The following is a 23,470-nucleotide window of genomic DNA, read 5'->3' as shown; positions in this document are numbered from 1 at the left end:
GGGGGTACCTTACAGATGAGGCGCCAATCAACGGTCCAACGGCCACTGGATACTGGCATCACTACCGTTCTGCCCAAGCGTATACCGCTTTACCTAATTTACGCTAGTTCTGCCAGAAAAGCCATTGTATCCACGCCATCGGCGTAGTCGGTAACGGCCGGGCACTGGGCGCGCCCAAACGGGAAGCTACCTGCCCATTGCCCCCGCGCCGATACAATACATTGCGTCTGGGCGGCTACATCGGTGAGCTGGTCCACAAGGTCTATTTCGTTGGTGTAGAAGCTGTAATGCAGCACCGAGATAGGCGAAACCAATTGCGTGTTTTCAGTGAGCAGCAAGAAGCCAGTATCCAGGTGCGGAACCCGGTTTACAAGCAGAATGCTCTTGTTGTAATCGTAGTTGTTCTGATACTTGTGATGGTCTGGAACGTGGTGCCATGGCTGCAGGGAGTCAAGCAAAGGCGTGAAATCATAGCCCTCGGGCACATAAAGCTTGCTTACGTTGCGGCAGCCTAGGCCATAATACCGGAAAATGTCCTCGCCCAGCAAGCCTAAATCGTGCGGCTCTTCACGGCCCGTCAGCACAGCCAGGCTGGTGCGGTTGCGCCGAATGATGTGCGGCTTCTTGCCAAAGTAAAAATCGAAATAGCGGGCCGTGTTATCGGAGCCGGTGGCAATGTAGGCGTCGGCGGCGTTGAGGCGCTCGGCCAGGAGGATACGCTCCGTGAAGCGTGGTTCCAGCCGTTGCAGCTCCTTCAGAATCCAGGTCATGAGCACCGTATCGTCTTTGCTGAGCTTGGCCAGCAGCGTGTGCCCACTCAGCAGCACGCACAGCGCATCATGGAAGCCCACCAGCGGAATGTTGCCGGCCATTACCACACCTACCTGCCGGATGATAGTTGGCTCCGCTGGGTAGCGGTCCGCCCAGTGCTGGAGGTCCTCTTCCGCAAGTAGCGCGGCTATGCCCCGAATGGCGGCCGTTACGTTGGGAGCATCAAACCACGCATTCTGGTTGCGGGCGCGGGCCGCCAGGTGGGCGAGTTCATCAGCAGAAAGGGTACGCAGAAAATGGCCCAGGGCCACAAAAGCAGCAAGACGGTCGGGGTGATGCATAGCAGGAAAAAACAAAGTAGGGCGGTACAGCATTCTTAAGCCGCCGGTATTGTGCGGGTAAGGACTGCAAATTCGGCATTTCGCAGCCGTTACCCGCAAAAAACTCGCACGGCTTGCAGTTAGTTTCTACTTTTGCATGCCGCACAAACTGCCATCCGGCCGGTTTTTGCGTACTAACCCCCAGACTGCTCACTTAACTGATTCGAAGGCTATGGCCATCATGATAACCGACGAGTGCATCAATTGTGGTGCCTGCGAACCGGAATGCCCCAATACTGCCATTTACGAGGGCGGTGCCGCCTGGCGCTGGGCGGACGGAACTACGCTCAAGGAAGTCACGGTTGACGGCGGCCAGACAGTATCGGGAGTGGCGCCGCAAACCCCCATTTCTGATGAGTATTACTACATCGTATCCGATAAGTGCACTGAGTGCGTAGGCTTTCATGAAGAGCCGCAGTGCGCCGCCGTTTGCCCCGTAGACTGCTGCGTAGACGACCCTGACTACCGCGAATCGCAGGAGAAGCTGACCGCTAAAAAAGAATGGCTCCACAGCTAATCACGGATTAACGCGGATTTTTCGCGGATTCCACGGATTTTGTAGTCGGCACTCAACTGCCGCAAGCTTTAATACACAACAAGAAAGGCTTGCCAATTGGCAAGCCTTTCTTGGTTATATGGCTGAACGTAAATCGACTACAAAATCCGACCAATCCGGCTAATCCGAAAAATCCGTGATTAAGTGCCACAGTTGAAGTACTTGTCGTAGGCTGATTCCGGAATCAGGTTCATGCGGCTAAGCACCTTAATGGGCCAGCGCAACTGCCGGATCAGGGCATAGTTGTTGGGATAGTCGTGGAACGTTTTGGCGGGCGCGGCCACAATCTGCTCAAACTCTTCGCGCGTCAGCCCCAAGCGCTTGATGCACAGGTTTATCACCTTTTCGTCTTCGATGCTATTGACGTGGCTGACACGTTCCAGCGCCACCTCGCGGGGCATCTGCCCGGAGCGCACCAGGGCCGAGTAGTTGAACAGCCGCCGGTCGATATTGAACTTGGTGCGGTTGAGGTAGTAGATGACGCTTTGGTAGAGGTCGTCGAAGTAGTGCGCGCCGGGGTTTACCCACTCCAGTTCCCGCTCCAGCAGCTTGTCTACGTCGGCCCGCACATAGTCCACGTGGTAGAGCAGCGTAACGGTCTTGATGCGCCGGACAAAGGCGTAGTAGAACATTTCCTTGATGCCCAGATTAAAGCCCGGGTCGTCGGGTTTCCAGGGCCGGAGCGGCACTGTGCCAAACTGTTTATGCACCGCTTTCAAGTATTTGCCATCCAGGTAGTTCCAGCTGAGCGGCGCTATACCCTCGGTTCGAAATGACTGCCCGATAATAATACGTTGAATGCCTTCTTTAGCCGCCACGCCATATAGGGCCGTAGCAATACCTACGTCGGTGCCTTCCTCCATATCGGGCACGGAGGCTTTCAGGAAGGCAATTTTCAGGTCTTTGGATTCACGCCAGTCGGAAGTGATGGTACGCATTTCCACGCCCAGCTTGCGGCAGGCCTTAATCATGTTCTCGCCGGCCACAGGGTTGCCGAAGCCGTCGTTGAAGTGCACCGCCAGCGGCCGCAAGCCCAGCTTTACAACGCAATACCACAAGGTGAAAGACGAGTCGCGGCCGCCACTAACACCCAGTACACAGTCGTATTTCTTGTTTTTGCCTAATGACTTGATGTCGTTAGCAAGTTCCTCTACTTTCTGCCGGCCCGCTTCTCCCAAGGGAAAATCCTTGTCCATATGATCATGGACAGCACAAAAATTGCAGGTGCCCTGGCTGTCGAACCGAATGCCGGGAACAGTGGTATCCATGATGCAACGCCGGCACTGTTGGTAAAATTTGGTCATGCAGTAATGAAACGGGTTATGGCCGCAAGGCCGAATACCCGGGTTAAGCTGGTATTAAAAAAAGTAAGAGAGGTTGCCAACTATTTAGGAAGGGTGTCAAATTTGAATCCCTTGCGCAGCAGCATCTCGCCTATTTGGGTGCCTTTCTCTGCCCGTACCGGCCGAGGCAAATCGGCTACAATTAAGTCGCCGGCAAACTCATTGAACTTGCCTTGGGCCTGAATTCCGGAAGCATCTACGGCCAAGGAGCAGCCTACACTTTTCTTGCCTTCGTAGGGGCCGCCCACAATGTAGCCTACGGAGGTGGTGCCCACTACGGTCACGTTGTAGAGTTGCGCCAGGATGGAATACGGCTTCACCCATTTCTCGTGGTAAGGGTCGTCTTCTTCCGTGATAGAGTAATCTACGGTCCAGGAAGAAGGCGACAGAATGAATTCAGCCCCCATGCGCGCCAGCGTGTGCCCGATGCTTAACCCATCGAGAAAATTATCAGCGCAGATATTGATGCCAATTTTTCCCAGCGGCGTATCAACCACATTTAGTGTCTGGCCTACCGCGTAGTAGGGCATCTCCACTGTGAGCAGGTTGATTTTGTGGTATTTGCTGATGATGGTGCCCTGCGGATTGATGAGGATGGCTGCGTTGTAGATACGCCCATCGGGGCCACGCTCTGTGAGGCCCGCGCAGACGTACACCTGATGGCGCAACGCTTCCTGGCAGAGTCGGTCGGAATAGATGCCCGGGATGGGTTGAGCATCCGTAAGGGCACTGGGGTGCGTCCAGGCAAAGTCAAGGGTTTCGGGCAGCAGCACTACGTCGCAGGTTTGACGCGCGGCCTCGCCAATCATTTGAGCAGCCCGTTCGAGGTTGCGCTCTGGCTCACCGCCTTCCACCAGCAACTGCCCCATTCCCACTCGCAGCGTGCCGGCAGAAGCAGTGCCCGTGGTATGGGCAACCGGCCGCGCTATGGAAGGGGTGGCCGGCACTGCTTTGGCAGAACCGGCTCCTTTAAAGAAGTTAAGTAAAGCAGCCATACAGGCATTAAACTTAGGGGTGAAAGTCAAAAGCTAAATATAATTCTCGCTTTGATTAAACCTTATAGCATACCATATGTCGCGTGCAATTTACGGGTAATGTGTGGGCTTGCGAATAGATTCGAGAAGTTAGTTTCATAATGAGAATGAAGGGGCAGCAACAGGAACCTTAAAGCTCTTTATTCGGCCAACACGAAATGCCTACTTTTGCAGCATTCCGCACTGATCTTATTTTCTGTTGACGATGTCCATCGCCAAAACCTATACGCCCGCCGACGTTGAAGCCAAATGGTACCAGCGCTGGCAGGAGCAGGGCTTTTTCAAAGCCAAGGCCAACCCCCGCAAGCAGCCCTACACCGTGGTGATTCCGCCGCCCAACGTGACGGGCGTGCTGCACATGGGCCACATGCTCAACAACACTATCCAAGACGTGCTAGTGCGCCGGGCCCGCATGCAGGGCAAGGAAGCCTGCTGGGTGCCCGGCACCGACCATGCCTCCATTGCCACCGAAGCCAAGGTAGTGGCGCTGCTCAAGGAGCAGGGCATCGAGAAGAAGGACCTGACCCGGGAGCAGTTTCTGGAGCACGCCTTTGCGTGGAAGGAAAAGTACGGCGGCATCATTCTGGAGCAGCTCAAGCAGCTGGGCGCCTCCTGCGACTGGGACCGGACGCGCTTCACCATGGAGCCCGAACTGACCGAGGCCGTGCTGCGCGTATTCGTGGACCTGCACCAGAAGGGCCTCGTGTATCGTGGCGTCCGGATGGTGAACTGGGACCCGCAAAGCCAAACGGCCATCAGCGACGAGGAAGTGATTCCCAAGGACGTGATGGCCAAGATGTACCATCTGCGGTATGAAGTTGTCAGTGATTCGTTGTCAGTTGTTAGTGAAGGCGGCCAGCAGAACGATGCTGACAACCAACAACTGACAACTAGCAACTATCTCACCGTCGCCACCTCCCGGCCCGAAACCATTATGGCCGACGTGGCGGTGGCGGTGAACCCGAACGACCCGCGCTACACGCACCTGCACGGGGCGAAAGTGCGGATTCCGCTGTTGGGCCGGGAAATTCCGGTGATTCTGGACGAGTATGTGAGCATCGACTTCGGGACGGGTGCGCTGAAGGTGACGCCGGCCCACGACCTGAACGACTATGAGCTGGGCGTCAAGCACAATCTGCCCGTTATCGACATCCTTAACAACGACGGCTCGCTCAACGAGAAGGCCGTGCTCTACGTGGGTCAGGACCGGTTTGCCGCCCGCCGCAACATCGTGAAGGACCTGGAGGAAGCCGGCCACTTGGTGAAGGTGGAGGAGTACGCTAGCATCGTGCAGACCTCGGAGCGCACCAAAGCCGTGATTGAGCCCCGCCTGAGCTTGCAGTGGTTCCTGAAAATGGAGCACCTGGCCAAGCCGGCCCTGGAAGTGGTGGAAAATGACACCGTGAAGCTGCACCCGGCCAAGTTCAAGAACACCTACCGGGTGTGGATGGAAAACGTGCGCGACTGGTGCATCTCGCGGCAGCTGTGGTGGGGCCAGCAGATTCCGGCCTACTACCTGCCCGACGGCACCTACGTGGTGGCCCTCACCCCGGAAGAAGCCCTGATTCAGGCCCGTGAGCAGAGTGGCAACGCCGATTTGCAACTCTCGGAGCTGCGCCAGGACGAGGACGTGCTGGATACCTGGTTTTCGTCGTGGCTGTGGCCGATTTCGGTGTTTGATGGGTTCAAGGACCCCGACAATGCCGACGTCAACTATTTCTACCCCACCAACGACCTGGTGACGGGGCCGGACATCCTGTTCTTCTGGGTGGCCCGCATGATTATGGCCGGGCTGGAGTACCGCAAGGAAGTGCCCTTCCGCAACGTGTACCTCACCGGCATCGTGCGCGACGCCCAGGGCCGCAAGATGAGCAAGCAGCTCGGCAATTCGCCCGATCCGCTGGACCTCATCAAGCAGTTCGGGGCCGATGGCGTGCGGACCGGCATGCTGTTCTCGGCTCCGGCCGGCAACGACTTGCTGTACGACGAAAAGCTGGTGGAGCAGGGCCGCAACTTCTCCAACAAGCTCTGGAACGCTTTCCGCCTCACCCAGGGCTGGGAGGTGGATGCCGCGCTGCCCTTCCCCAACGAGAAGGCCGTGGAGTGGTTTTCAGCGAAGCTGAACGCCACCATTGCGGAGCTGGACGAGCACTTCGAGAAGTTCCGGATGTCGGACGCGCTGATGACAGTGTACAAGCTGGTGTGGGACGACTTCTGCTCGGAGTACCTGGAGATGATTAAGCCCGCCTACCAGGCCCCCATCGACCCCGAAACGCTGCGCCTGACCACCGGCTTCCTCGAAACCCTGCTCAAGCTGCTGCACCCGTTCATGCCCTTCATCACCGAGGAAATCTGGCATGAGTTGAAGGAGCGTGGCCCCAAGGAGTACGTGTGCGTGGCTGCCTGGCCCAAGGCTCAGCCCGTAGCGGGTGCCGCCGAGGTGCTGGCCCGCATGGAAAAGGCCCTGGCCATCGTGGGCGGTGTGCGCACCATCCGCAACCAGAAGGGCCTGGGCCCCAACAAGCCCCTGACCCTGGCCGCCAAAACCGACGACGCCCAGCTGCTCACCGACTACGACCCCATCATCCGCAAGCTGGCCTCCCTCACCGACGTATCGGTGGTGACGGACGCACCGGCAGCTTCGGTAAGTTTCGTGGCGGGCGGCTCGGAGTTCTTCGTGCCATTGGAAGGCCAGATTGACCTCGGGGCCGAGAAGGAGCGCCTCGGCAAGGAGCTGGAATACGCCCAGGGCTTCCGCGACTCGGTGCTGAAAAAGCTGGCCAACGAGAAGTTCGTGGCCAACGCCAAGCCCGACCTGGTGGAGCGTGAGCGGCAGAAGCTGGCCGACACCGAAGCCAAAATCACCGCTCTGGAGCAAAGCCTGGCCGCGCTGTAGCACAGTTTTCGGCTCGTATTTCACATATGCAAAAGGCTCCGGCTAGCTGGTCGGGGCCTTTTGCATGTCGTATCCGGTCCGATGGTGAAGTTGTCGGACCAGAGCAAAACGGAGCATGAGCTTCAACCTGCGCCATCAACTTCGTGAGGACTACAAAAAATCTGCGTTCCGCGCCAACCTTGCCGGCAAACGCGTGTCTGTGGCTGCGTGTGTCGGTGGGGCCGCTGGAAGTATGTTGGCTTCCGGCCAGCCATTGGGGCCGCATCCTTGTTTGGAAGACGCTGCCCGGTAGGGGCACCCTGTTTTATCTACAAATATCCTGTGTCTGCCCCGCGCCAAAAGGCCGGGAGCATGGCGCGCTGCCTGAATTCATGAAAAAAACTTTTCTCCTCCTGGCTTTCACCAGCGCCGGCCAATTGGCGTGGGCGCAAATGCCCCAGGCCGCCCCGGCGGGTGGCCGCCCACCGGGTGCTACTCGTCCGGCCACTGCTGGCCAGCCAGGAACTCCTGCTGCCCAGGGCACCGGCCGCGTGACGGGCACCGTGACGGATGCGGCCACCAAACAGCCTGTACCCTATGCTACGGTGGTGATGCTCAACCCTGCTGGTAAGGCCGTGGATGGCTCCTCGGCCGACGACAACGGCAAGTTCTCGATTCCGCGCGTGGCGGCGGGCACCTACACTGTGCAGGTCAGCTTTATCGGCTACAAAAACGTGGAGCGCACCGGCGTGGTGATTACCGAAGACGGTAATACCGTGGCTTTGGGCGCCATCACGCTGGAATCGGCGGCGCAGAAGCTGGGCGAAGTGGTGGTGGAAGGCCAGCGCAGCCTGGTGGAGGAGAAGGTGGACCGCACCGTATATAACGCCGAAAAGGACGAAACCACCCGCGGCGGCGACGCCACCGACGTGCTCAAGCGCGTGCCCAGCCTCTCCGTCGACCTTGATGGCAATGTAAGTCTGCGCGGCAGCCAGAACATCCGGGTGCTGATCAACAACCGCCCCAGCACCATCTCGGCCAACAGCATTGCCGACGCGCTGAAGCAGATTCCAGCCGACCAGATCAAGACCGTGGAGGTGATTACCTCACCCTCGGCCAAGTACGACGCCGAAGGGTCGGGCGGCATTATCAACATCGTAACCAAGCAAAACAACCTGCAGGGCTTCACGCTGGATTTGCGCAGCAGCATCGGGTTGCGCAGCTCTGACCTGGGCCTGAACGCCTCGTACCGGGTGGGTAAGATGGGCTTCTCGCTGGGTGGCGGCGGCCGCGGCCAGTACAACACGCCCGGCAGCTTCCGCAATGTGCAGCGCACCTACGCCCTCACCGACGCGCGCCCGCTCACCGGCACCACCACCCAGGAAGCTGATACGCGCCAGGAAAACCTGTTTGGCCGCTACTCGCTGGGCTGGGACTACGATATCAACAAGTACAACTTCCTCTCGGCCTCGGTGCAGTTGGGCGTGCGCAACGGCAACAACTACCAGGACGGCCTGCTGCGCAACACCGTGCGGCCCGACCTCAGCCAGCCTATCATCGACCGGCGCGACACGCGTGTGCTGGACCGCTCCAACACGCTGGACGCCACTCTCAACTACACCCGCACCTTCGAGACGCCGCAGCGCGAATTCAGCGTGCTGGGCCAGTACAGCCGCAACAACCGCACAAACGACTTCAGCAACGATGTGCTGGAGGGCCTGAGCGCCGGCGACCAGCTGCTCAACGAAAACGACAGCTACAACCAGGAGGTGACACTGCAGGCCGATTACCAGACGCCGCTCAGCAAAACCCAGCTCCTAGAATTTGGCGCTAAAGACATCATGCGCGAAGTGAACAGCGACTACCAGTCGTTGCGCAACGGCCAGCGCGACGACCGGGTGGGCAACTCCAATGAGTTTACGTACAACCAGAACGTAGCCGCCGCCTATACCTCGTACACGCTGGGATTCCTGAAAAACTACACGCTCAAGGCGGGTGCCCGCTACGAATACACCACCATCAACGCCGACTTCCGCACGGCCGAGGCGCCCAACATTCCGTCGTATGGCGTGCTGGTTCCCAGCGTGAACCTGTCGCGCAAGCTGGCCAGCGGCAACACGCTCAAGGCTGCTTACAACCGCCGGATCCAGCGGCCGTCGCTACAGTTTCTCAACCCCAACCGGCAGGCGGCCAACCCGCTCAACGTGAGCCAGGGCAACCCGCTGCTGGACCCCGAAAAAACCAACAACTATGAGCTGGGCTACAGCACGTTCATCAAGCAAACCTCGCTTACATTCTCGGCCTTTGTGCGCAATACCACCGGCTCCATCCAGCCGGTGCGTACGCCCAGCGGGGATACCATCACCACCAACTACGAGAATATCGGGCAGGAAAATGCCTACGGCGGCAGCATCTTCGCCAACGTCAACCTCAACAACAAGCTCACGCTGAACGGCGGCACCGACTTCTACTACGCGGTGCTCGACAACAACCAAAGCAACAGGTTTTTCGCGGCCCGCAACGAAGGCTTCGTTATCAGTGGCCGACTGGGCGGCACTTACAACTTCACGAAAGGGTGGGGGCTGCAGGCTTTCAGCTTCTACCGTGGGCGGCAGGTGCAGCTGCAAGGCTTCCAGGGCGGTTTCGGGGTGTATAGCCTCGGGGTGAAAAAGGACTTCGCCGAGAAAAAGGGCAGCATCGGTTTCGGGGCCGACAACTTTTTCAACCCCCGCATTAAAATTCGCAACGAAATCAGCTCCTACACGCTGGAGCAGAACAGCGTCAACGACCTGCGCCGCCTGGGCTTCCGCATGAACCTGAGCTACCGCATCGGCAAGCTGAGCATGGCCCAGCCCAAGCGTAAGCGCTCCGTCAACAACGACGACCTGAAAGACGGCGGCGACGGTGGTAACGGCGCCGGCGCTACGCCCACGCAGGGCCCCAGCGGCGGCCGGCCTTAAGAACGGTGTGGTCCTGCGAATTGCCCAAAGGGTTTCGTAGGACCACTACTGCTATTGCGCCTTCCGTTGCGGGCGTCTTCGTTCAACGGGTTTAGTGGTCCTACGAAGCCCTTTTGGCAATTCGTAGGACCACATTGTTAGTACCGCCTGTGGCCGGCGGTTGTATATTGGTCTGCTTACTTTAGCCTGCTCTCGTATGAAACACCTGTTACTCGCCGTGGCCGGCGCTTTGGCCCTCACTACGGCGGCATACGCCCAAACTTCGCCATCTATGCCCAAACCTCCCGTTGCGGCTGTTAAGCCCAAAGAACTCAAGTCGCCCTTCGGCACCCGCCTCGACAACTACTACTGGCTGAATGAGCGGGAAAACCCAGAAGTCATCAGCTACCTGAATGCTGAAAACGACTACACCGAGCAGCAGATGGCTCCTGTGAAAGGGCTGGAAGAAAAGCTGTTCCTGGAAATCAAGGGCCGCATCAAGGAGCAGGACGAGTCGGTGCCGTACCGGGAGAATGGATACTACTATTATACGCGCTTCGAGGCCGGAGCCGAGTACCCGATTTACTGTCGCAAAAAGGGCAGCCTGAGCGCCAAGGAGGAAATTCTGCTTAATGCCAACGAGCTGGGCAAGGGCAAGGCTTATTACCAGATTGGCGGCTTCGAGGTGAGCGACGACAACCAGGTGCTGGCCTACTCCGAGGATGTGGTGAGCCGCCGCCTCTACACGCTGCGCTTCCGCAACCTGCAAACCGGCCAGCTCTACCCCGAACAAATCCCGAACACCAGCGGCAACGCCGTGTGGGCCGCCGACAACAAAACCGTCTTCTACACCCGCAAGGACCCCAGCACGCTACTGGACTATCAGCTCTACCGCCACATCCTGGGCACCGACCCCGCCAAAGACCAGCTGGTGTACGAAGAGAAGGACAACACCTTCCGCATCGGGGTGCACCGCTCCAAGTCGCGACAGTACGTGTTCCTGACCATCGGCAGCACCATGTCGTCGGAGGTGCGGTACGTGGAGGCCGCGAAGCCTACGGCGGCGCTGCAGGTGTTTTTGCCCCGCGAGGCCGACCATCTGTACGAAGTGGAGCACTTCGGCAACGACTTCTACGTGTTGTCCAACGCCGGGGCACCCAACTTCCGGCTGCTGAAAACGCCGGTGAAGAACACCGCCAAAACGGCCTGGCAGGAGGTTATTGCCCACCGCTCCGACGTGTTTCTGGAAAACATGGAGCTGTTCAAGGACTATCTGGTGCTGGGCGAGCGGAAGGAAGGCCTGCTGCAGCTGCGCGTGATTCGGTGGAAGGACAAGCAGGAGCACTACCTCAACTTCGGGGAGCCTACTTACACTGCCGCCATCAGCATCAACCCCGAGTTTGATACGCCCGTGCTGCGCTACGGTTACTCCTCGCTCACCACGCCCAACTCCACCTTCGACTACGACATGAACGCCCGCAGCAAGAAGCTGCTGAAAGAGCAAACCGTGCTCGGGAGCTTCAAGAAGGAGGACTACGTGACCGAGCGGGTGTACGCCACCGCCACCGACGGCACCAAAATCCCGATGTCCATCGTGTACAGGAAGGGCTTCAAAAAGGACGGCTCGGCCCCGCTGCTGCAGTACGCCTACGGCTCCTATGGCTACTCCATGGATGCCACCTTCAGCGCCGCCCGCCTGAGCTTGCTGGATCGGGGCTTCGCCTACGTGATTTGCCATATCCGGGGCGGGCAGGAAATGGGCCGGCAGTGGTACGAGAACGGCAAGAAACTTAAGAAGAAAAACACCTTCACCGACTTCACCGACTGCTCCAAATTCCTCATCGATCAGAAGTTCACCTCCGCTGATAAGCTGTTTGCCATGGGTGGCTCGGCCGGCGGCCTGCTGATGGGCGCGGTGGTGAACAACCACCCCGAGTACTACAAAGGCGTGGTGGCGGCCGTGCCCTTCGTGGACGTGGTGACCACTATGCTCGACGAAAGCATCCCGCTCACCACCGGCGAGTACGACGAGTGGGGCAACCCCAACCAGAAGGAGTTCTACGACTACATGCTCTCGTACTCGCCCTACGACCAGGTGAAAGCCCAGGCCTACCCCAACATGCTCGTGACCACCGGCCTGCATGACTCCCAGGTGCAGTACTTCGAGCCGGCCAAGTGGGTAGCCAAGATGCGCACCCTGAAAACCGACCAGAATCTGCTGCTGCTCCACACCGACATGGCCGCCGGCCACGGCGGCGCCTCCGGCCGCTTCAAGTCCATCCACGACACGGCCCGGCAGTTTGCCTTCATGCTGCTGTTGTTGGGAGTGAAAGCATAATAGCTGTCATGCCGACCGAAGGGAGGAATCTGGGTGAAATCATTGAACAGATAAACCCAGATTCCTCCTTACGGTCGAAATGATAGTCGTCCAAACAAAAAGCCCCGCTGTGCAACTGCACGGCGGGGCTTTTTAATTTAAAAATCAGTATGGTTAACGCACTTTCAGGCTGTCGGGCACAGCGCCGCCGCGGGTGGCGGCCGTAAGCTGGTTCTGGAGCTGGAAGTTCACCTGCTCACAGTCAGTGAAGCGTTGCTCGGCGCGTTTGAGGGCTTCTTCGGTTTTGCTAAGTGTCTGGTAAAGAAAACCAATGGTAGCCAGCGCAATAACCAGCGCGGCAATGGTCAGGACTTTATTCATGGGTTGAATGGCTAGCCGGCCACTTAAACAAATGGCTGATTGCGCTACCAGAATCCGGTGACGCAACCAGCCAGTTATTTAGAGCCAGGCAACTGATTAAATGGCCGTATTAGGGTCGAACTGCTCGAGGTAGTCAGCCACTTTGCGCACAAACATGCCACCAAGCGAACCGTCGACCACGCGGTGGTCATAGCTGTGGCTCAGGAACATGAAGTGGCGGATGCCGATCAGGTCGCCCTGCGGCGTTTCAATGACAGCTGGCTTCTTCTTGATGGCGCCCACGGCCATGATGGCCACCTGCGGCTGCATGATGATGGGCGTGCCCATCACGTTGCCGAACGAACCCACGTTGGATACGGTGTAGGTGCCGCCTTCCAGATCCTCGGGCTTGAGCTTATTGGCGCGGGCGCGGTTGGCCAAGTCGTTCACCTTCTTGCTGAGGCCGTTCAGGTTCAGCTGGTCGGCGTTATGAATCACGGGCACAATCAGGTTGCCGGACGGCAGCGCCACGGCTACACCCACGTTGATGTCGCGCTTCTTAATGATGTAGTCGCCGTCGATGGAGACGTTGATCATCGGGAAGTCCTGGATGGCACGGGCAATGGCCTGAATGAAGATGGGCGTGAAGGTGAGGTTTTCGCCTTCGCGCTTCTTGTAAGCGTCCTTGTGCTTGTTGCGCCAGTTCACGATGTCCGTCACGTCGGCTTCCACGAAGGAGGTGACGTGGGGCGAAATCCGCTTGGAATCCACCATGCGCTGCGCAATCATCTTGCGCATACGGTCCATTTCCAGCAACTCTTGCCCGCCACTGATAGACGGTACGGCTTTGGCCATAGTAGCAGCCGTGGCCGCCTGAGGAGCAGCCGCGGCTGGCTGCGCCACCGGGGCTGGTGCAGCTGCCGGAGCAGCGGCAACTGGCTGGGTAGCAGGAGCGGGAGCAGTGGCAGCCTGACCGAGTGGCTTTTTGCCGCCGGCTACGTAATCGAGAATGTCTTTTTTGGTGACGCGGCCTTCACTACCGGTGCCGGGCAGATACTCCAGGTCGGCCATCGAAATGCCTTCTTCGCGGGCGATGCTGAGCACCAGCGGCGAGTAGAAGCGACCAGCCTGGGGTTGGGCAGGCGTTACGGTCTGGGCGGGATTGGCCTGCGGGTCGCCGGCTTCGGGCAGGTACGGCACGGCGGGCTTTTCGGCGGCACCGTTGTCGGATGGCGCGGCGGCAGGCGTGGCAGTGGGGGCAGCAGACGCGCCGGCGCTGGCGGCGTCGGTTTCTACAATGGCAATGGGCGCGCCCACGGCTACCACCTGGCCTTCCTGCACCAGAATTTCCTGCAGCACGCCAGCGTGGATGGCCGGCACTTCGGTATCTACTTTGTCGGTGGCCACTTCGAGCACCGATTCGTCCTGCTCAATAGTGTCGCCGACTTGTTTGAGCCACTTCAGGACGGTGCCTTCCATGATGGATTCGCCCATCTTGGGCATCGTCATTTCCACTCGTGCCATGCGCTTGGGGTAGGGGTTGAGGTATTGGGTGGGGAGGTTAGGCCCCAAAGGTAGCCGAAAACCGGCAAGCCCCGCACGCCGCCGGCCAGCTGCTACAGACTTGTAGCGACTTGCTCGGCGGCGGGTAGGTTTTGGCGCAGCAGATTCAGGGCCATGGTCACGGTATACTCCACATTCAGCTGCCGGCCCCGGTTGAAGGTGAACTTGCGGCTGACCGTCCCGCGCGCATCGGCGTACGCAATGCAAATGGTACCCACAGGCTTGTCAGGCGTGCCGCCATCGGGGCCGGCAATGCCACTGGTGGCCAGCGCCACGTCGGTGCCGAGACGGATGCGGGCCCCTTCGGCCATTTCGCGCACGGTTTCCTCACTCACGGCCCCGAAGGCCGCCAGTGTGGCGGGTAGCACGCCCAGCTCCCGTATTTTGATGTCGTTGTGGTACGCCACGATGCTGCCCCGGAAGTATGCCGAGCTGCCCGGAATGCTCGTGAGTTTGTGGGCCAGCAAGCCGCCCGTGCAGCTTTCGGCGGTGCCCAGCGTGAAGCCCCGCGCCAGCAGCAGCTGCCCCACGGCTTCTTCTAGCTTGATTTCGCCTTCGGCAAACAGATGCTCGCCGAGGCGGGCGCGTAGCTCCGGCAGCAAAGCTTCCATGCGCTGACGCAGGTAAGGCTGGCCGTCGTCGGAGCCAGTGAGGCGTAAACGCACGCCGCCGAGGTAAGGCAGGTAGGCCAGCTTGAAGTTAGCAGGCAGCGCGGCTTCCCAATCGGCAATCTGCTCAGCCAGAAACGACTCGCCCAAGCCCACGGTCTGCACCACAATATGCTCGATAGGCTTCACCTGAAACTGCTGCTGCAGACGCGGCAGCACGCCTTCGGTCATCAGGTACTTCATTTCGTGCGGCACGCCGGGCATGCTCACGAATATGGTGCCCTGGTCTTCAAACCACATGCCGGGCGCGGTGCCCACGGCATTGAACACTACCTCGCAGTTGGCCGGCACCATGGCCTGTTGGCGGTTTACGTCCAGCATAGGCCGTTTGAAGCGCCGAAAAATATCTTCTACGTGCGCTAGCGTCGGCTCGTGCAGCACCAGCTCACTGCCGAAGTAGCGGGCCAGTACGTGCTTGGTGAGGTCGTCTTTGGTAGGGCCGAGGCCGCCGGTGATGAGCACCACCTGCGCGCGCTGCCGGGCCTGGTCGAGGGCTGCCACTATTTCGTCGGCGCGGTCGGAGACGCTGGAAATCTGCCGGACCCGCAGCCCGATTTTGGCGAGCTCCTGGCCCATGAAGGCCGAATTGGTATCGATGACCTGCCCGTAAAGCAGCTCGTCGCCAATGGTCATGATTTCAACGTCGGGAAGCTGCGGCATAGAGGGTGGAGTTAGGATGAATGGGGGATTTCACGCAATTTGGCGTTCCCGACGCGTAAGACCGCCACACTGGCCGTCTGGTTTTCGTCGGCTCTGGTATATGACCGTTTTCCGTACGCTTGCCGTGGCCTGCACGTTGGCGCTGGCAGTTCCTGCAGCCGCTCAGGCACAAACCACCAAAACCACAACCAAGAAAACCACGAACACTAAAAAGACCACGCCGGTCAAGAAAACCACGCCCGTCAAGAAGACCACCCCAGTCAAGAAAACGACGACCACCACTACCGCCAAAGCGGCCGTTGTGAAGGCAGTAGCGCCCGTGGTGATACCGCTGACGGCGGAAGAAGCCACCGGCGGCCTGCGCGAGGCCCTGACGCAGGCCGTGGGCAAAGCCGTGGCCCAGGCCGGCGAAACGGATGGCTTCAACGCTAATGCCGACATCCGGATTCCGTATCCACCGGAGGCCGAGCTGGTGGCGGCTACGCTGCGCAAGCTGCGGGCCGGGGCGCTGGTTGATAACTTTGAAGTGGCCCTGAACCGCGCCGCCGAAACGGCCGCCGCGCAAGCCAAGCCCATTTTTCTGAATGCGGTGCAGAACCTGAGCTTGCAGGATGCCCTTATGCTGGCCACCAGCAGGGAAAGCGACGCCGCTACCACGCTACTCTACGAGAAAACGGCTACCGATTTGCGCACGGCCTTCCAGCCTACGGTGCAACAGTCGTTGGAGCAGACCGGCGCCATTAGGCTCTACGCCGAAATGGTGGGCCGCTACAACAAAATTCCGCTCGTGACGCCCCTCAATCCGCAGTTGGTGCCCTACGCCACCGAGAAAACCGTGGATGGCCTGTTTGCGCTAATGGCCGCCGAGGAAGGCCGAATTCGGGCTAACCCCGCCGCCCAGGGCAGCGCGCTGCTCAAGCGGGTGTTTGGGAAGTAGGCAGTAACTGGATTTGGTCCGGTTTGTGCAAAAGGCGTAGAACGTATTCGTTTTACGCCTTTTTGCCATGAACTACCGCCGTTTTCTCGTGTTGCCATTGCTGCTGGCTGGCCTGCAGCTAAGTGCTTCCGCCCAGATATTTACTATCCCCAAAATCGGGAACATCAAGCTGCCGCTGCCCACTAAAGGTACTACCACCACTACGCGCAGCACCGGTAGCACGGGAGGCCTCACCAATACGGAAGCTGCCAATGGTCTGAAAGAGGCGCTGGTACAGGGCATCAGCAAAGGCACCGACCAAGCCTCCCAGACCGATGGCTTCTACCTCAACAGGCTGATCCGGATTCCATTTCCACCTGATGCGCAGCGCGTAGCCAATACGTTGCGCTCTATCGGGCTGGGCAGCCAGGTAGATAAGTTTGAGCTGTCGTTGAACCGTGGGGCCGAGGATGCGGCCAAAAGCGCCAAGCCCATCTTCTTGTCGGCCATCAAAAGCCTAACGTTCTCAGACGTCTGGAATATCCTGACCGGCGAGAAAGATGCCGCCACCCAGTATCTGCAGCGCACTACCAGCACACAGCTCAGCAACGCCTTCAAGCCCATCATTCAGCAGAGCCTCAGCAAAGTGGGTGCCACCCGCTACTATACCGACCTCACCACCCGCTACAACCAGATCCCGCTGGTGAAGCCCGTGCAAACCGACCTCAACCAGTACGCCACTGACCGCGCCATTGGTGGCCTGTTTACGCTGGTAGCACAGGAAGAAATGAACATCCGCGAAAACCCGGTAGCCCGCACCACTGAACTGCTGCGCCGCGTATTCGGCCGCAAAAGCTAATCCGTTGATGTACTGATTTTTGATATGTTGATGTAAGGCACAACAAAAGCGGCCCGCTTTCCAGACTGGAAGGCGGGCCGCTTTTATTGTTCTGGCTGCAGAAATGTGTCAACGTAGAATCAGCACATCAGCGCATCAACAATCAGCAAATCAATAGTCGTCGTAGTCGGAGTTGCGGCCGCTGTTGCGGGAACTGCCGGCACTGCCGTACTCGTCGCCACCGTCTGAGAGGTCGTCATCGTCGAGGTCGTCGAGGCTAGTGAATTTAGTGTCGTTTTCCGAGTCTTCGGAGGTGTCGGCCAGCTCGAACTCATCTTCGCTCATGTTGGCCAGATCCAGCGCCTCATCGTGTGAGGAGCCGGTGTCACGCCACATCAGGTAGTCGGCGTACTTAGCTGAAAGCTGGTCTTCGGAAGTACCGCGGGTCTTGCTGCCGCCGGTTTTGGCAAAATTATCCAGCTCGTCGTCGTCGCCGAGCAGGTCATCATCGTCGAAGTCGTCGTATTGTCTCATGGCCTTGGTCAGGAGCGGTAAGAAAATGGAAAAGTAAACGAGGCTAACACGGTGGTTTCTGCGGCGAAGATACGACGCAGGTGGTTTTGGGGTGCAGGTATACCCGCTTTTTGTGTTACTGACGCACGCAACATGACCTGCCATAGCAAGGGTTCCCAGCATTCAGGCCGTAATTCAGCGTGCTGCCTGCGCCCCGAAGTCGGTTATCAGCAGCTGCTCGGTGCAGAAATGGTACTCTTCCGGCACATTTGAGGATACCAGTACCGTGCGGCCCGCCAGCGTAGCCTGCACGTGCTCCAGGTACCAGGCCACGCCAGCGCGGTCGAGGTTGGTGGTGGGCTCGTCGAGCAGCAGCAGGGGCGTGTCGGCGTAGAGGGCCAAGGCCAGCTTGAGGCGCTGCTTCATACCCGAGGAAAAGTCGCACACCAGTTTGTGAGTGCTCTTTTCCAGGTACATCAACTCGATGAGCTGCTTTGGTGTGAGGCCCGGGCGCAGCGGCTTGAAACGGGTATGAAACTGCAACAGCTCCAGCAGCGTCAGCTCCTCAATCAGCTCCAGATACGGCGCGGCGTAGGCCAGCAGCGGTGGCAGCTCTTCCACCGGTACTGGGCGGCCCTGGTGGCTGTAGCTGAGCGTGCCCGCGGTGGGCAGCAACTGGCCCGACAGCGTGTTAAGCAGCGTGCTTTTGCCGGCTCCGTTAGGCCCCAGTACTGCAGTAGCAGTGCCCGGCCGAAACGTATGACTCAGGTTGCGGAAAATCCATTCGCGGGCGTAGCGCTTGCTGAGGGCAGCTGCTTCAATCTGCACCGTTGCCGCCGCGCGAATAGCCCTTGATAATGCCGCGGCCCGAGTTGCGCACGAAGTTCACCACCTCGTCGCGCTCCGGCGAAGGCGCCAGCTCCAACTCAATCTTGTCGAGGGCGTCGTTGTTGTTCATACCGCCCAAAAACAGCAGGCGATACAGCTGCTGAATCTCGGAAATCTTCTGGTCGGAGTAGCCGCGGCGGCGCAGCCCGATGCTGTTGATGCCAGCATATGTCAGCGGCTCGCGGCCAGCCTTCACGAACGGCGGCACATCCTTACGTACCAACGAGCCGCCCGAAACCATGGCGTGCTGCCCGATTTTCACGAACTGATGCACGGCCGAGGTGCCGCCCACAATGGCATGGTCGCCGATTTCGACGTGGCCGGCCAGCTGCACGCCGTTGGCCAGCACGCAGTTGTCACCGATCAGGCAGTCGTGCGCTACGTGCACGTAGGCCATTAGCAGGCAGTTGCTGCCCACCACCGTCCGGAGCCGGTCTACGGTGCCACGGTTCACGGTCACGCACTCCCGAATCACGGTGTTGTCGCCGATGTGGACCGTGGTTTTCTCGCCGGCAAACTTCAGGTCCTGGGGCATGGCGGCAATAACGGCACCCGGGAAAATCTTGCAGTTACGGCCAATGCGGGCCCCCGCCATAATCGTGACGTTGGGCCCAATCCAGGTGCCTTCCCCGATTTCCACGTCCTTGTCAATGGTCGTGAAAGGTTCCACTACCACGTTCTGTGCGATTTTGGCTTCCGGGTGGATATAGGCGAGCGGCTGGTTCATTCGTTGGTTAATTAGTAATTAAGAATTAATAATTAAGAATGCCTCAACGCTGCAGAATGCAAATGTCGTATGAGAATTATTCATTCTTAACTACTAACTACTAATTCAAGATTACGCTTCCTTGCGGACAATGCTGGCCGACATTTCGGCTTCCATCACCACTTTGCCATTCACGAAGGCCTGGCCTTTCATCTTGGCAATGCCGCGCTTGATAGGGGCCAGCAGCTGGCAACGGAAAATGAGCGTGTCGCCGGGGCCCACCTTGCGGCGGAAACGGCAGTTCTCAATGCCCATGAAGTAGGTCCAGTAGTTTTCCGGGTCGGGCACCGTGTTAAGCACCAGAATGCCGCCGGTCTGGGCCATGGCCTCAATCTGCAGCACGCCGGGCATCACCGGGTTGCCGGGGAAGTGGCCCTGGAAGAATGGCTCGTTGAACGTCACATTCTTCACGCCCGTCACCGTAGTGGCATCCAGATGGATGATCTTGTCGATGAGCAGGAATGGGTAGCGGTGGGGCAGGGTGGCGGCTATCTGGTTGATATCCATCACCGGCGTCCGGCTGGGGTCGTAGCTGGGAATCGGCGACGAATCGGCCTCCAGCATCTTTTTTTTGATCTTCTTGGCGAAGGCCACATTGGCGGCGTGGCCGGGGCGGGCCGCCAGTATCTGGCCCTTTAGCGGCCGTCCTACCAGGGCTAGGTCACCAACCATGTCGAGGAGCTTGTGGCGGGCGGGCTCGTTTTTGTGGCGCAAATCCACGTTGTTGAGGATGCCTTCCTTCTTCACGGCCACTTTGGGCTTGCCCAGCATGGTGGCCAGCTCGCTGAGCTCATCTTCACTCACCACCCGGTCAACCACCACAATGGCGTTGCTTAGGTCGCCGCCGCGGATCAGGTTTTGCTTGTAGAGGGCCTCCAGCTCGTGCAGAAAGCAGAAGGTGCGGGAGCTGGCAATGTCGGCCTTGAAGTGGCTGATATCGGTGAGCGAGGCGTGCTGCGAGCCCAGCACCGGCGAGTTGTAGTCGACCATCACCGTGAGGCGGTAGTCGTTGAGGGGCAGGGCGGCAATTTCCACGCCGCGGGCGTTGTCAAGGAAGCGGATTTCCTCGGGAATCTCGAAGTAGTTGCGCAGCGCGTTTTGCTCCTCTAAACCGGCCTGCTCCAGCGCTTCAATAAACTCGTGGCTGCTGCCATCCATGATGGGTGGCTCGGGGCCGTCGAGCTGGATAAGCACGTTGTCGATCTGTAGGCCTACAAGGGCCGCCAGCGTGTGCTCCACGGTGTTGACGCGGGCGCCGTTCTGCTCGATGGTAGTGCCGCGCGAGAGGTCGACTACGTTATCCACGTCGGCATCCACGATGGGTTGGCCGGGCAAATCCACGCGCTGAAACTTGTAGCCGTGGCCGACGGGCGCGGGGCAAAACGTCATGGTGGCCTGTACGCCGGTGTGCAGGCCGATGCCGCTCACCGTGACGGGCGACTTAATAGTGTGTTGCTTGTCGTTCATTAGGTAGTTATCAGTTGTCAGTTGCTGGCGGTCAGTGGCGCGGGCTGATAAGACAACCATCTGACAACTGACAACTGGTAACCGACAACTATTAGGGCTGCAAAGCTAGGACTTTTCCGGCGGGTTTGTGCCGCGTTCCAGCTGGCTAATGCGCCGTTCCAGGTCGGGGAGGTGGCGGAAAACGGCGTTAGCTCGCAGACTGTCGCGTAGCGCGAAGGCCGGCGAGCCTTGCAGCAGCACGCCTTCTTCCTTGATGGACTTGCCCACGCCCGACTGCGCCGTAACGGTGGTGCGGTTGGCCAGCGTGAGGTGCCCGGCTAGGCCAGTCTGCCCGGCCAACACGCAGAAGTCCCCGATTTTGGTGGAGCCCGAAATGCCCGACTGGGCCGCTACCACCGTGTGGCGCCCGATTTCCACGTTGTGGGCAATCTGGACGAGGTTATCAATCTTGGCGCCTTCCCGGATGAGGGTGGCGCCCATAGTGGCGCAGTCGATGGTGGCGTTGGCGCCGATGCTCACGTTGTCTTCCAGCACCACATTGCCGATCTGCGGGATGGTGCGGTAGGAGCCGTCGGGCTGCGGGGCAAAGCCAAACCCATCGGAGCCCACCACGGCCCCGGCATGGATGGTGCAGCGCGCCCCGATAACGGTTTCGGCGTAGACTTTGGCCCCGGCGTACAAAATTGTGCCATCCCCGATTTTGCACCGGTCGCCGATGAACACGTGCGGGAAAATCACCACGTCGTTGCCGATGGTGCAGTTCTCGCCGATGTAGGAAAACGCGGCCCGGTAGTGGTTGTCGCCGATGGTGGAAGAGGCGGCTATGTAGGCGGGTTCCTCCACGCCACGCTTACCGGTGCGGGTGGCCTGCTGGTAGAATTCCAGCAGCGTGGTGAAGCTGGTATAGGGGTCGTCGACGCGGATGAGGGCCGTAGAAACGGGGTGCCGCAGCTCCAGCGTGCGGCTCACAATCACGGCCGAGGCGCCGGTGGTGTAGAGGTGGTGCTCGTATTTGAGGTTGGAGAGAAAAGCCAGCGAACCGGCTTGCGCTTCCTCAATCTTGGCCAGGCGGTCTATCCGCTGGCTTGCGTCGCCCTCTACCGCGCCGCGCAACACTTCTGCTATCTGGCCTACCGTGAATTCCATAGGGGGCAAAAGTAGAGAAAAGTTGTGCTTAGTGCTTAGGGAGTAGGGTCTGGGGCCTGGGGCTTGAGGCACTTGGTTGTATGTAACAGAACAGCCTAAGCCCTAATCCCCAATCTCTAAGCCCTGATTTACAGAATCTCCTTGGGGTAGCAGATGTAGTGCTTTTCCACGCGCTGGCCCAGGGCTTTGATGTTGGGCAGGTCGGAGGCTTCGGCCACGTTCACCACCCGGCCGCGCTTGGTGAGCACATCGATGGTGTCCTGGCCCTCGGCGTCGTAGGCGTTGTTGCTGATGCGGCCCGCAATCATCAGCTGGGCGGCCTCGTCGGGCGTGAGGTTGAAGCGCTCGGCAATTAGCTCCACGATGCCCAGTTGGAACTCGGCCTCGAAGGGCGCGGTCTGGAGCGTGATTTTGAATAGCCGCCGGTCGAGCAGGCTTTGGGCCAGAAAGTTGAGCACCTTGTCGGGGTGGTCGGCCCAGAGCTTCACGGCGCTCCACACGTCGGTGTCGTCGAGGCGGGTGAAGCGGCGCAGAATCTGGTCGTCGGCCTGGAACTCGGCCTGCGTGACGTTGCGTGACAGGAAGTAGTGCAGGTTGGGCGAGGCCGGCACCTCCACGCCGCTGCGCACCAGGTCGCGGGCCCGCTGCATGATGCGAATGACCATCTGCTCGGCCGACGTGACGGTTTTGTGTAGGTACACCTGCCAGTACATCAGGCGGCGGCTCACCAGAAAATTTTCGATGCTGTACACGGCCTTTTCCTCCAGCACCAGCCGCTCATCCACCACGGTCAGCATCTTGATGAGGCGGTCGGCGCCGGGGCGGCCTTCCTGCACGCCGGTATAGAACGAGTCGCGGTTGAGGTAGTCGAGCCGGTCCATGTCGAGCTGGCTGCTCACGAGCTGGTGGAAAAACGGCCGGTGGTAGGTGCCTTGAAAGATGTCGATGGCCAGATCCAGCGCGCCGCCAAACTCGGCATTCAGCTTTTGCATCAGATGCAAGCTGATTTCCTCGTGGTGCACATCGTGGAAGATGCTGCGCTCCAAGGCGTGGGAGAGGGGGCCATGGCCGATATCGTGTAGCAAAATGGCGGCCTGCGCGGCCTCGCCTTCGCGGGCCGTAATGGCAATGCCTTTGTCTTTGAGCGTGCGCAGGGCCAGCGACATCAGGTGCATGGCGCCCAGCGCGTGGTGGAAGCGCGTGTGCAGCGCCCCCGGGTACACAAACATCGTCAGGCCCAGCTGCTGAATGCGCCGCAGCCGCTGGAAATAGGAGTGCTCGATCAGGTCGAAAAGCAGCTCGGTCGGGATGGTGACAAAGCCGTAAACCGGGTCGTTGAAGATTTTCTTTTTGTTCATGCAAAGGCACCGGGCCAGCCCGGAGAATCGTGGAACGGTGGTTGCTACGGCAGTTCGCCGGGCGGCGGTGTATGGCCGGCTGGCGGGTTGCCGGGCAGCCGCTCGGGAACCT

Annotated in this window: 17 protein-coding genes and 1 pseudogene; 6 read left to right on the top strand and 12 right to left on the bottom strand. The window is 59.4% G+C overall.

Going from position 1 to position 23,470, the window contains the following annotated elements; translation table 11 throughout:
• Positions 1-98: 98 nt before the first annotated feature.
• Positions 99-1,112 (bottom strand): acyl-CoA reductase, encoded by a 1,014-nt coding sequence (locus tag H8B14_RS13245; protein WP_187316117.1) that lies wholly within the window; start codon positions 1,110-1,112, stop codon positions 99-101.
• A 211-nt stretch (positions 1,113-1,323) separates the two neighbouring features.
• Between H8B14_RS13245 and H8B14_RS13240 the strand changes: the two genes are divergently transcribed.
• Complete coding sequence (locus H8B14_RS13240) at positions 1,324-1,668, top strand: 4Fe-4S binding protein (protein ID WP_187316325.1); 345 nt, start codon at positions 1,324-1,326, stop codon at positions 1,666-1,668.
• Between the two features lie 179 nt (positions 1,669-1,847).
• Here the strand turns inward: H8B14_RS13240 and H8B14_RS13235 are convergent, their stop codons facing one another.
• Positions 1,848-3,011: an N-acetyl sugar amidotransferase gene (locus tag H8B14_RS13235; RefSeq protein ID WP_261990011.1), complete on the bottom strand. Its 1,164-nt coding sequence runs from the start codon at positions 3,009-3,011 to the stop codon at positions 1,848-1,850.
• A gap of 80 nt (positions 3,012-3,091) precedes the next feature.
• A complete protein-coding gene (locus H8B14_RS13230) occupies positions 3,092-4,045 on the bottom strand; it encodes a carbon-nitrogen hydrolase family protein (RefSeq protein ID WP_187316115.1) in 954 nt (317 codons plus the stop codon).
• Positions 4,046-4,289: 244 nt separating this feature from the next.
• Here H8B14_RS13230 and H8B14_RS13225 point away from each other — a divergent pair, with 244 nt between their 5' ends.
• From H8B14_RS13225 to H8B14_RS13215, 3 genes are all read left to right on the top strand, one after another.
• Positions 4,290-6,980 (top strand): valine--tRNA ligase, encoded by a 2,691-nt coding sequence (locus tag H8B14_RS13225; RefSeq protein WP_187316114.1) that lies wholly within the window; start codon positions 4,290-4,292, stop codon positions 6,978-6,980.
• A gap of 371 nt (positions 6,981-7,351) precedes the next feature.
• Positions 7,352-9,919 carry a TonB-dependent receptor domain-containing protein gene (locus H8B14_RS13220; RefSeq protein WP_187316113.1) on the top strand — a complete coding sequence of 856 codons (2,568 nt, stop codon included), beginning with the start codon at positions 7,352-7,354 and terminating at the stop codon, positions 9,917-9,919.
• A 196-nt stretch (positions 9,920-10,115) separates the two neighbouring features.
• Positions 10,116-12,236, top strand: a complete 2,121-nt coding sequence (locus tag H8B14_RS13215; protein ID WP_410054457.1) for a S9 family peptidase — start codon at positions 10,116-10,118, stop codon at positions 12,234-12,236.
• Between the two features lie 153 nt (positions 12,237-12,389).
• Here H8B14_RS13215 and H8B14_RS13210 read toward each other — a convergent pair whose 3' ends face one another.
• The 3 genes from H8B14_RS13210 to H8B14_RS13200 form a co-directional block, all read right to left on the bottom strand.
• Positions 12,390-12,596 (bottom strand): hypothetical protein, encoded by a 207-nt coding sequence (locus H8B14_RS13210; RefSeq protein ID WP_187316112.1) that lies wholly within the window; start codon positions 12,594-12,596, stop codon positions 12,390-12,392.
• Between the two features lie 96 nt (positions 12,597-12,692).
• Positions 12,693-14,099, bottom strand: a complete 1,407-nt coding sequence (locus tag H8B14_RS13205; protein ID WP_187316323.1) for a dihydrolipoamide acetyltransferase family protein — start codon at positions 14,097-14,099, stop codon at positions 12,693-12,695.
• Between the two features lie 92 nt (positions 14,100-14,191).
• Positions 14,192-15,466, bottom strand: a complete 1,275-nt coding sequence (locus H8B14_RS13200) for a competence/damage-inducible protein A (RefSeq protein WP_187316111.1) — start codon at positions 15,464-15,466, stop codon at positions 14,192-14,194.
• 100 nt (positions 15,467-15,566) lie between these two features.
• Between H8B14_RS13200 and H8B14_RS13195 the strand changes: the two genes are divergently transcribed.
• On the top strand, positions 15,567-16,403 hold the full coding sequence (locus H8B14_RS13195; RefSeq protein ID WP_187316110.1) for a DUF4197 domain-containing protein: 837 nt from the start codon (positions 15,567-15,569) through the stop codon (positions 16,401-16,403).
• Positions 16,404-16,470: 67 nt separating this feature from the next.
• Entirely contained in the window at positions 16,471-17,241 is a 771-nt protein-coding gene (locus H8B14_RS13190) for a DUF4197 domain-containing protein (protein WP_187316109.1), read from the top strand.
• Positions 17,242-17,391: 150 nt separating this feature from the next.
• Here the strand turns inward: H8B14_RS13190 and H8B14_RS13185 are convergent, their stop codons facing one another.
• The 6 genes and pseudogenes from H8B14_RS13185 to H8B14_RS13160 all read right to left on the bottom strand — a co-directional run bounded on the left by H8B14_RS13185 (position 17,392) and on the right by H8B14_RS13160 (position 23,358).
• On the bottom strand, positions 17,392-17,754 hold the full coding sequence (locus tag H8B14_RS13185; RefSeq protein ID WP_187316108.1) for a hypothetical protein: 363 nt from the start codon (positions 17,752-17,754) through the stop codon (positions 17,392-17,394).
• Between the two features lie 174 nt (positions 17,755-17,928).
• A pseudogene (locus H8B14_RS13180) lies at positions 17,929-18,498 on the bottom strand (ABC transporter ATP-binding protein); the annotation flags it as partial.
• Positions 18,499-18,550: 52 nt separating this feature from the next.
• Positions 18,551-19,348, bottom strand: coding sequence for an acyl-ACP--UDP-N-acetylglucosamine O-acyltransferase (lpxA, locus tag H8B14_RS13175; protein WP_044012987.1), 798 nt, complete (start codon positions 19,346-19,348; stop codon positions 18,551-18,553).
• Positions 19,349-19,459: 111 nt separating this feature from the next.
• Positions 19,460-20,854 carry a bifunctional UDP-3-O-[3-hydroxymyristoyl] N-acetylglucosamine deacetylase/3-hydroxyacyl-ACP dehydratase gene (locus tag H8B14_RS13170; protein ID WP_187316322.1) on the bottom strand — a complete coding sequence of 465 codons (1,395 nt, stop codon included), beginning with the start codon at positions 20,852-20,854 and terminating at the stop codon, positions 19,460-19,462.
• 105 nt (positions 20,855-20,959) lie between these two features.
• On the bottom strand, positions 20,960-22,000 hold the full coding sequence (gene lpxD, locus H8B14_RS13165; RefSeq protein ID WP_187316106.1) for a UDP-3-O-(3-hydroxymyristoyl)glucosamine N-acyltransferase: 1,041 nt from the start codon (positions 21,998-22,000) through the stop codon (positions 20,960-20,962).
• A 128-nt stretch (positions 22,001-22,128) separates the two neighbouring features.
• Positions 22,129-23,358, bottom strand: a complete 1,230-nt coding sequence (locus H8B14_RS13160) for an HD domain-containing protein (protein ID WP_187316105.1) — start codon at positions 23,356-23,358, stop codon at positions 22,129-22,131.
• Positions 23,359-23,470 lie beyond the last annotated feature (112 nt).

It is taken from the genome of Hymenobacter puniceus (assembly GCF_014333525.1).
Lineage (GTDB): Bacteria > Bacteroidota > Bacteroidia > Cytophagales > Hymenobacteraceae > Hymenobacter.
Note: the sequence above shows the minus strand (reverse complement) of the source record. Positions and strands in the feature narration are given on the sequence as shown.